Source organism: Fodinicola feengrottensis (assembly GCF_039530045.1).
In the GTDB taxonomy this organism is placed as follows: domain Bacteria; phylum Actinomycetota; class Actinomycetes; order Mycobacteriales; family HKI-0501; genus Fodinicola; species Fodinicola feengrottensis.
Genome location: NZ_BAAANY010000031.1, coordinates 264,527 through 272,240 on the forward strand (window position 1 = coordinate 264,527; position 7,714 = coordinate 272,240).

5 protein-coding genes are annotated in these 7,714 nt (G+C 67.2%); 3 read left to right on the forward strand and 2 right to left on the reverse strand.

The features are described from left to right. Positions 1 to 32 precede the first annotated feature (32 nt). A complete protein-coding gene (locus tag ABD301_RS32935; RefSeq protein WP_344314138.1) occupies positions 33 to 2,750 on the reverse strand; it encodes a hypothetical protein in 2,718 nt (905 codons plus the stop codon). Positions 2,751 to 4,105: 1,355 nt separating this feature from the next. After that, positions 4,106 to 5,935, reverse strand: a complete 1,830-nt coding sequence (locus ABD301_RS32940) for a phosphoenolpyruvate carboxykinase (GTP) (protein WP_344314139.1) — start codon at positions 5,933 to 5,935, stop codon at positions 4,106 to 4,108. Positions 5,936 to 6,376: 441 nt separating this feature from the next. Here ABD301_RS32940 and trhA point away from each other — a divergent pair, with 441 nt between their 5' ends. The 3 genes from trhA to ABD301_RS42610 form a co-directional block, all read left to right on the forward strand. Then, on the forward strand, positions 6,377 to 6,997 hold the full coding sequence (gene trhA, locus ABD301_RS32945; RefSeq protein WP_344314147.1) for a PAQR family membrane homeostasis protein TrhA: 621 nt from the start codon (positions 6,377 to 6,379) through the stop codon (positions 6,995 to 6,997). Positions 6,998 to 7,075: 78 nt separating this feature from the next. Next, positions 7,076 to 7,294, forward strand: a complete 219-nt coding sequence (locus ABD301_RS32950; protein ID WP_344314140.1) for a hypothetical protein — start codon at positions 7,076 to 7,078, stop codon at positions 7,292 to 7,294. A gap of 259 nt (positions 7,295 to 7,553) precedes the next feature. Next, the coding region (locus ABD301_RS42610) for a TMEM175 family protein (RefSeq protein ID WP_425552005.1) at positions 7,554 to 7,714 on the forward strand (161 nt) is incomplete at its 3' end.

Below are 7,714 nucleotides of genomic sequence, written 5' to 3' on the forward strand. Positions count from 1 at the left end.
GTGTCGCCAGCGAAAACGCCGAGTTCGCGAGGTCAGGAGACGACGACTCGGGAAAGGAGTTCGGTGAGCTCGCCGCGGGGGCCGTCGGCTTCGGCGGGGACGGTTTTGAGGGCGGCGGTGAGGACGCGCTGGGCTTCGAGGTGGCGGCCCATGTCCAGCAGGAGCCGGCCGCGGAGTACGTCGGCGACGGCGGCCTCGATGGTCTTGCCCAGCTGCCGGAAGCGCTCGGCCGCCGGGGTCACCCGTACGAGGGCCTCCGGTGCCGAGCCGGTGTTGGCCAGGATCCGAGCCGCGTCGTAGCCGAGCATGGCCAGCGCCCAGACCGCCGGCGGCTCGGTGTCCGGGATGACCGACGCCAGCTGCTCGGCGCCGTTCAACGCGCCGACGGCCCGCTCGGCCTCGGCCGCCCACAGCCACGACAGGGCGGTTCGGCGCAGGCAGCCAAGCTGCTCCAACACCATGTCGGCGGCGCCGTACGCAGCAGCCGCGTCGGCGAACCGCTGCGCCGCCTCGGCGTCCCGGTCGAGCTCGTCAAGGATCTCTGCGGCGCCTTCGCGCATTTGCCCAAGACCACCCTGATTCCGTTCGGTAGCACAGAAATCGGCCACCTGATCAAGCAGTTCCAGCGCCTGCTCGGGCTGTCCGAGGTCCCGGTACGCGCGAGCCAGCAGGAACTTCGCCCGGGCCAGCTCACCGTCCGCGCCGATCTCGGCCAGTACCGGCAGCGCGTCCTCGGCCGCGTCGGCCAGCTCGTCCGGCCGGCTGGTCACCAGACACGCGGACGCGAGGTCGACGCGGGCGAAAGCGGCCGGCACCGGCTGGTCGGCGGTGGCGAGCGCGGCGACCGCTCCGACCAGCGACTCGTACGCCTCCGCCTCCCGTTCCAGATCCATCGCGAGCTGGCCGCGCAGGTGCCAGGCCCGGCCGCGAATCGCCTGCTCAGTGGCGGTCAACGCGTCGGGCAGCAGCGCGTACGCGCCTTCGAGGTCACCGTCGCTGGCCCGCAGCCGGGCGGCCAGGATCAGCGCCTCACACAGCACGTTGCTCGGCCCGAGGCTCCGGAAAAGCTCGACGGCCCGCTCGGCGCTCGCCCGCTCCCCGGTCACCTCTGCCGAGTCCATCGCCGCCTGCGCCGCCAGCGGCACGTCGTCGGCCGCCTCGGCCAGCCGCTGGATTTCGGCCAGCTCAGCCGGAAAATCGTCCGGGCGGTGGATCGCCTGCAGGCCAGTCAGCAGCCGCAGGTGCGCGCGGGTTCGCTGCTTCGGATCCCCCAGCTCGTCGATCCTCGCGACGCTCGCGGTCAGCTCGGCGAAGCCCTCCTCGGCCTGGCCGAGGTGACAGCGCAGCAACGCCAGCCGGCCCACCGCGAGCTGCCGGCCGACCTCGTCGCCGGCCGCCGCGAAGGCCTCGATCGAGGCCAGCCAGGTGCGCTCAGCCGCCTCCGGCTCTCGGCGGGATTCCATTCCAGCGCGCGCGTTCAACCGCCGGCCAAGCAGGGCGGGTGACGGCTCTGGACACACCTCGTCAAAGCGCGCCCAGATCGCCTCCGCCTCGACGAAGTTCCACAGCACCCCAGCCCGCTCGGCCAGGTCGGCCAGCTCCTGGGCGGACGCCGGCAGGTCGGGTGTCGGCGGTGCCGCTGGTACGACTGAAGGAGCCGCTTGGCGTACCGCACCAGACAGCGGCACCCGCTCAACCAACTGCTCAGCGGCCAACAGCGCCCGGATCTGGTTGCCCTGCTCGTCAGTGCCGTTTCGGGCGTCGAACTGGGCGGCCAGCGCGAGCGCGCGCTCAGTCAGTTCGTCGTACAAGGCACCAGCGGTGATCTCGGTGTCGCCGCGCCCAAGAGCCAGCTCCGCAAAGCCGGCGTCGACGGCCTGGCGCAGGACGGCCGCGCCGGCCGCCGAGAACCGCATCTCGGCGGACGGCGTCGACGGCTCGTCCAGCCACGGCAAATGCCGCTCCAGCAGCTCCAGCCCGCGATCCTCGTTGCCACTGGCCACACAGAACTCCAGGTGCTGGGCCAGCGTGCCGAGCTTGGCCCGGTTCCCTTGAATGGCCCGGTATGCCCGCCGGTGCGCCTGCGCGGCCTCCTGCACTCTTCCGGTACGAAGAAAAGGAAGCAGCAGCTCAGTGAGAATGTCCTGCGGCTGCTCCGAGCAGGTCAACTCGCCACTGAGCACCGGCAGCGCAAGGACCACGGCTTCCTCGTCGCGGCCTCGCCAAGCCAGGTAGGACAACTGGGAGGTGGGCTCGCAGCCAACGCAGTCGGACACGTCGCCGCGCGGCGCCGCGCACCACAGCTGATATTGCTCATCGGCGGTGGCCACATCGCCGATGTGCTCGGCGACCAACTCTCGGTGCTGGTGCACCGGGTTCATCGACTGGCCGGCGAGCCGATAAAGACGCTCCATGTCGTCCAGCACCGCGTACGTACGATCCAAGGGCACGTCAGGGAACTTGGTCAGCGAGCTGACCATCCACTTGAACTGCCAGCACAGGTTCATGTCGTATTCGGGGTCGCCGTCACCGCGGTCGTACGCGGCGAGGCACCAGGAGAACGTGTCGAACGCCTTCGCCGACTCGGCGCTGTGGTGGTAGGCGACGGTGGCCTGTAACCTGCCGCGATACTGCAGGTTGGTCAGCCCCTCGGCGTCGGCTTCGCGGACCGCCTCCTCGATCGCCGCCACCTGCGCCGGCCCAGCCGGCATCAGGTGCGCCCGCTCCAGCCGCTCACCCAAGTCACTCATCGTCCGCTCCTGTCCCGCCGGCCCGCGAACCCGACGTTTTCGTCGTCAACACGCCGAGAGTCACAACGAAAACGTCAAGTTCGCGCAGGGTTACCCGACCCTAGTCGGCTTGGCACACCCGTAACCCCTGCCCGCTCGGTCGCGAAAACGCCAGGACGCTCGCCTCCACACCCAGACGCGCCACCCGCGCGGGACCGTCACCTTCACACCACAGTCGGCCAACTTTGCACGGAACCCAACCCCACGTGCCCACCCCGCGCGGAACCGTCACCATCTCCATCAAGTTGGTCAACTTCGACGAAACCCAACCCCGCGTGCCCACCCTGCGCGAGACCGTCACCATTCCCATCAAGTCGGTCAACTTCGACGAAACCCAACCCCGCGTGCCCACCCCGCGCGAAACCGTCACCATTCCCATCAAGTCGGTCAACTTCGACGAAACCCAACCCCGCGTGCCCACCCCGCGCGAAACCGTCACCATCTCCACCAAGTTGGTCACCTTCGACGAAACCCAACCCCGCTGTCCCCACCCCGTGCGGACCCGTCACCTTCACACCCAAGTCGGTCAACTTAGACGGGACCCAGCCCCGTCCGGCGCCATCGGCCGCCAGGCCCGATGTTGTCGCCCCTCCGGCAGGAGCGTCCGCCTTTGCAGGCCCGCGGTCTTTGCGGGCCTACAAAGGCGGACTCTCGTAGCCGTAGTCGACGGCGCCCGCGCCGAAGGCGCCAGAAACACAGGGCGGATCGGCAGTAACCATCGGAAAAGCCCGCCCCGCCACCGGTCTTTGGTGGCGGGGCGGGATTTTCCGATGGCTGGTAGACGAGACGCCGCACCCTCGCGTTCACCGCACTTAACCAGGGCGCCGTCCCGTACCGTCCACCGCCCTTAACCAGGGCATCGTCCCGTACCGTCCACCGCCCTTAACCAGGGCATCGTCCCGTACCGTCCACGCTTTTAACCAGGGCGCCGTCCCGTACCGTCCACCGCCCTTAACCAGGGCGCCGTCCCGCACCGTCCGCCGCTCCTAACCAACACACCCGTCGCGTACCGTCCGTCGCTTAATCAGGCGTTGGTACGAGCGACACCCTGACCAAGGCCATCACCGGCCCTTTGGCAGCACCTGACCCGACAAACCGGCCTGCGGGGCCGTCGTGCGGGCGTCCCTCCCGTACCGGCCACCGCCCTTAACCAGGCCGCTCATCCCCAAGCCGACACCACTTCTCAGCCGGGCCGCAGCAGACACCGCCCTCAGTCCCAGCCACGACCGCACCCGCAGTCAACGCCGCCAAACCAGGGCCCACCTCAAGGGCCGGCCGCCCCTGAGGTCACCCAGTCGCTCGTACCCACCAAAAACCTATCCCTGGTTCAGGCGGGCCTTCAGTGCGTCCAGCTCAGCCCACAAAACAGTGGGAAGTTTGTCGCCGAATTTTTCGAACCATTCGGTGACCTGCGGGATTTCGGCATTCCATTCGTCCACGTCGACGTGGAGTGCGGCCGCCAGGTCAGCCGCGCTCAGGTCCAGGCCCGTGACGTCGAGAGCGCTCTGGGTGGGGACGTGACCGATGGGGGTTTCGATGGCGTCGGCGGTGCCTTCCATGCGTTCGATGACCCATTTCAGGACTCGGGAGTTCTCCCCGAAGCCCGGCCACAGGAATTGGCCTTCGTCGCCGCGACGGAACCAGTTCACGTAGAAGATCCGGGGCAGTTTGCTGGCGTCGCCGGTGCCGCCCTTGCCCATTTCGATCCAGTGCTGGAAGTAGTCGCCGCCGTCGTAGCCGATGAAAGGCAGCATCGCGAACGGGTCGCGCCGTACGACACCGACCGCGCCGGTGGCCGCGGCGGTCGTCTCGGACGACAGCGTGGCACCCATGTAGACGCCGTGGTTCCAGTCGCGGGCCTCGGTCACCAGCGGGATGGTCGTCTTGCGGCGGCCGCCGAACAGGATCGCCGAAATCGGTACGCCCTTGGGGTCTTCGTACTCGTCCGCGAGGATCGGGCACTGGGTGATCGGGGTGCAGAACCGCGAGTTCGGGTGCGACGAAAGCTCACCGTTCTCCGGCGTCCAGTCGCGACCCTTCCAGTCGGTCAGGTGGGCCGGCGGCTCTTCAGTCATGCCTTCCCACCAAATGTCACCGTCGTCGGTGAGCGCGACGTTGGTGAAGACCGAATTGCCCTTCGCGATGGTACGCATGGCATTCGGGTTGGTTTTCCAGCCGGTGCCCGGCGCTACCCCGAAAAGACCGTATTCCGGGTTCACCGCGCAAAGCCGGCCATCCTCACCAAAACGCATCCACGCGATGTCGTCGCCGAGCGTTTGGACGGTCCAGCCGTCGATGGTCGGCTCCAGCATCGCGAGGTTGGTTTTGCCGCATGCGGAAGGGAAGGCCGCCGCGACATAGTGGGTTTTGTTCTCGGGGCTGGTGAGTTTGAGGATCAGCATGTGCTCGGCCAGCCAGCCCTCGTCACGGGCCATCACCGAGGCGATCCGCAGCGAGAAACATTTCTTGCCCAGCAACGCGTTCCCGCCATAGCCGGAGCCGAAGGACCAGATCATCCGCTCTTCGGGGAACTGGGTGATGTACTTGGTCGGGTTGCACGGCCACGGCACGTCCTGCTGGCCCGGCTCCAACGGCGCGCCGACCGAGTGCAGGCACGGCACGTAAACAGCGTTCTCGCCCATTCGCTCCAACACGTGCGACCCCATCCGGGCCATGATGCGCATCGAGGCGACCACGTACGGCGAGTCGGTGATTTCCACGCCGAACATGGGCTTTTCGGCGGTGAGCGGGCCCATGCAGAAGGGCACCACATACATCGTGCGACCGCGCATACAGCCGCTGTACAGCTCGGTCATGATCCCCTTCATCTCGGCCGGATCCATCCAGTTGTTGGTGGGTCCGGCGTCGGCAGGATCGACCGAGCAGATGAAGGTACGGTCCTCGACCCGCGCCACATCGGTGGGATCTGAGGCACACCAGAAGGAATTCGGCTTCTTCTCGTTGTTCAACCGGGTCAACGTACCGGCGGCGACCAGCTCGTCGGTCAGCTTGGCCCATTCGGCGTCCGAGCCGTCGCACCACTGAATCCGGTCCGGGGTGGTCAGCCGCGCCACCTCCCGTACCCACTCCAGCAGGCGGGAATGCGTGGTGGGGGCCTGGTCGAGGCCGGGAACAGTGGCGGTCATTACGTCCTCTCGTCCTCCGGTCGACGCTGACCGGTGGTTGGCAACGAATGGGTCATCCCCCGCACGGTGAATGCGAGCACGGGGAATATTGCCCGGGGGATTCTGGGCAGCCTAGTAGCCGTGACCGCGCCTGTGCCGGTTCCAGCATGTGAGAACGTGCATGAAAATCGGTTCAGAAGACGTGACTCATATCTCGGTTTGGGGGCGACGTTATTTAGCTCTCAGCCCGATGGCGCGGATACGCAGAATACTGCTAATTACATCGTTGTAAATGGCTCAATCAATCCCAGCGCAGATCACACCGTGTTGTTCACCCCGCGACCTGTCCGACCTAACCTACGGTGCCGTAACCTTGGCCGGGTGAGTGACTCGCTGACCCCGGTACGCCCCACCCGGCCCGACCTCGCCGACGTGGTGCCGCACCTGCTGACCCGGCCACGGATGCGCGGCTGGCTGCACCTCTACGCGTTCGGGGTCGCCGTCATCGGCGGCATCGTGCTGGTGTCCCTTGCCACCACCCGACCCGGCTGGCTGCCAGCGGCGTCATGCGCTGTGTACGCGATCACCGTGTGCGGACTTTTCGGCGTCAGCGCGCTCTACCACCGGCGGCTCTGGCGACCACGCGGCTACGCGGTGATGCGCCGACTCGACCACTCGATGATCTTTGTCTTCATCGCCGGCACTTACACCCCCTTCTGCGCTCTCCTGCTGAAACCACCGACTTCGGTGATCCTGCTGTCCGTGGTCTGGGCCGGCGCGCTCGCCGGCGTGACCCTCAAGATGTGCTGGCCGTCCGCCCCGCGCTGGGTCGGCGTGCCGCTCTACGTCGCGCTCGGCTGGGCGGCCGTCTTCGTCCTCCCCGACATCCTCCGCCAAGGCGGCGTGGCCGCACTGGTCCTGATGATCGTCGGCGGCGCCATCTACACAGCCGGCGGCATCCTCTACGCCGTCAAATGGCCAAACCCCTGGCCCCGCACCTTCGGCCACCACGAGTTCTTCCACGCCTGCACGTTGGTAGCCGCCATCTGCCACCAAATCGCCATCTACTTCGCGTTGTTTTAGCCGCAAGTGCCTCCCGGGGGCCGCAGACTCGACCGCGTCGCCAAGCCACCCCAAAAACCGGGCCGGCCTGCCGCCGCGGTGGGGGACGGCCTGGCGGCCGCCGCGGCCGGCACGCGGGCATGCGTCGCCGGGGTCGTCCCAGAAGGGCACTGGGACGACCCCACCGCCGCCGCGGCCCGAGCTCCTTCGGGCCGCGCCTCGGCGGGGCCCGAGCCCTTCGGGCCGCGCCTCGGCGGGGTTGAGACGAGCGCGTACGTGCTCAGCGTCACCCAGTCGCGAGCTGGTAGCTACTGGTAGTGAGATTTGTTGTTGATCTTGTTTACTTTGCCTACCCAAAACGGATATAGGACTGAATTGTCCTTTTTGGGTAGGCAAAGTGAACAAGATCAACAACTTCGACACCGACTCCGCCTCCGCCGTTCCCGACCAGGCAGCCGGCGACCCTCCGGCACAACGATCCATTCTGAGCAGGCGAAACGCTTAACTTAAGGGCATTGGGGCGCGGGTGGGTTGGGTGGGTGACTGGTGTGACGGGTGGCTTGGGATCATGGCGGCTATGAGTGCGCCGAAGCCGTCTGAGCGGTTGTTGTTCTTCACCGACGCAGTGGTGGCCATCGCCATCACCTTGCTGGTGTTGCCGCTGTTGGATCCGATCGTTGTCCGCGCTAAAAGAAAATCCCCACGGGTGCTAGATCATTTTCCCCAGGTGGGTTGGTG

Coding starts and splice junctions, on each gene's coding strand:
- trhA (WP_344314147.1), top strand. CDS start 6,377: ATGCGCGGCTGGCTGCACCTCTACGCGTTCGGGGTCGCCGTCATCGGC.
- ABD301_RS32935 (WP_344314138.1), bottom strand. CDS start 2,750: ATGAGTGACTTGGGTGAGCGGCTGGAGCGGGCGCACCTGATGCCGGCT.
- ABD301_RS32940 (WP_344314139.1), bottom strand. CDS start 5,935: ATGACCGCCACTGTTCCCGGCCTCGACCAGGCCCCCACCACGCATTCC.